General features: G+C 66.8%; 2 protein-coding genes and 1 pseudogene. 1 reads left to right on the top strand and 2 read right to left on the bottom strand.

Annotated features, from left to right (window positions below; genetic code table 11):
* A partial coding sequence (locus tag GJ633_RS16615; protein WP_231741398.1) for a GMC oxidoreductase occupies nt 1–738 on the top strand: 738 nt, incomplete at its 5' end.
* A 9-nt stretch (nt 739–747) separates the two neighbouring features.
* On the opposite strand, the gene GJ633_RS16610 is transcribed toward GJ633_RS16615, so the two are convergent.
* Together GJ633_RS16610 and GJ633_RS16605 are read right to left on the bottom strand one after the other, a co-directional pair.
* Nucleotides 748–1,251 (bottom strand): ester cyclase, encoded by a 504-nt coding sequence (locus tag GJ633_RS16610; RefSeq protein WP_156589643.1) that lies wholly within the window; start codon nt 1,249–1,251, stop codon nt 748–750.
* A gap of 59 nt (nt 1,252–1,310) precedes the next feature.
* Nucleotides 1,311–1,425: pseudogene (locus tag GJ633_RS16605) on the bottom strand (IS6 family transposase); the annotation flags it as partial.

The following is a 1,425-nucleotide window of genomic DNA, read 5'->3' as shown; positions in this document are numbered from 1 at the left end:
CCGAAGAACGACTGGGTCGGCCGTGGCATGACGATCCACCTCCCGGACAGCGTGATGGGCCTGTGGGACGCCGCCGACCTGGAGGAGTCCATCGGCAAGTCGACCGTCGACCAGTACCACGGACAGGACAGCGCCGTTCGTTTCGACTATCCCGGCATCGGCATGTTCCAGCCGATCACCGCGGGCCCGGGTATCGGGGCATTCCTGGGCTTCGGCGCGAGCGCGTCGGGGTTCGCCTTCCAGAACGACCCCGCCGACGCCCCCTGGGACACGATCGGGCGCCTGGCCGGGCCGGAACTCAAGGAACTCCTTGCCGACTACCGCCGGATGCTCCCGCTGTTCATCCTGACGGACGATCGGCCCCACAAGCGCAACGGCATCTCGGTTGCACCCGGGATCGAGGACGAACACGGACCGGTCGCGCAGGTCAACTTCGAGCCCAGCGAGGGCGACCGGCAGCGCCGGGACGAGCTCGCGGAGATCGCCGCCGAGGTCCTTCGCGAGGCCGGCGCCTCCCACGTCCACCGCTCGGACTCCCCGCCAACGGCGATCCACATACAGAGTACGATGGCGATGGGGAAGGTCGTCGACGAGGCCTGTGAGGCCTACGACGTCGACCGGCTGTTCGTCGCCGACCATTCGGCGCTCGCCAACGGGATCGGCGGACCGAACCCGACCAACACGGGCCAGGCCCTCGCCGCCCGGACGGGCGAGAAGATCGTGGAACGGTACTTCTGAGTGCCGGCGCTATCTCCGTCGCGTGAGCAGCCCCCACGTGAGCCGTGGCAGGTAGGGGACGACGGCAAGGGACGTGAGCCCGAGCTGCTCCGCGATCTCCAGCACGGGCGGGTAGACGCGGTGTTCTTCGATCGCGCCGTCCGCGACCTCGATCTGTCCCATGTACCGGACCTCGACCCGCCGTCCGGTCGGCGGGATCCCGAAGAACGTGCCCTCGTGGGTCAGCCGCAATCGCCCGTCGTACATCACCACGTCCCCGTCGGAGAGCATCCTGCGGACCGTTACGTGGAAGTCGGGGAAGCCCGCCACGACGCCCCGGACGAACGTCTCCAGGCCGTCGGGGCCGTGGACTTCGCCCCGGGGTCCGGAGACGTCCCCCGCGGGCGCGGTCGGATCGTACATCACGAACGACGCCGAGACGAGAGACGGGATCTCCGCGTATCCCCGTTGATTCCAGACGGACTCCAGGTAATCGCGCGCGAGCCGTTCGGACTCGGATGGCGTGTGTGCCATGCGTCGTCCTGCTCAACGCTGGCGGGGTAGGTAGTTGTACGCATCGTCGTCGTGTTAACTTAAGCATGATTCCACCAGACGGCGTGGGCTTGTAACCACGTTTCCGCGGTCGGTGGATCGACGTGGCTGAAACAGTTTGAAAACGAAGAGGTTTGTCGTTGTACTTCTCTGAAA

Source organism: Halorubrum sp. CBA1125, from assembly GCF_009742825.1.
Classification (GTDB): Archaea; Halobacteriota; Halobacteria; order Halobacteriales; family Haloferacaceae; genus Halorubrum.
The sequence above is the reverse complement of the archived record's forward strand: the minus strand, read 5'-3'. Positions and strand labels throughout refer to the sequence as shown.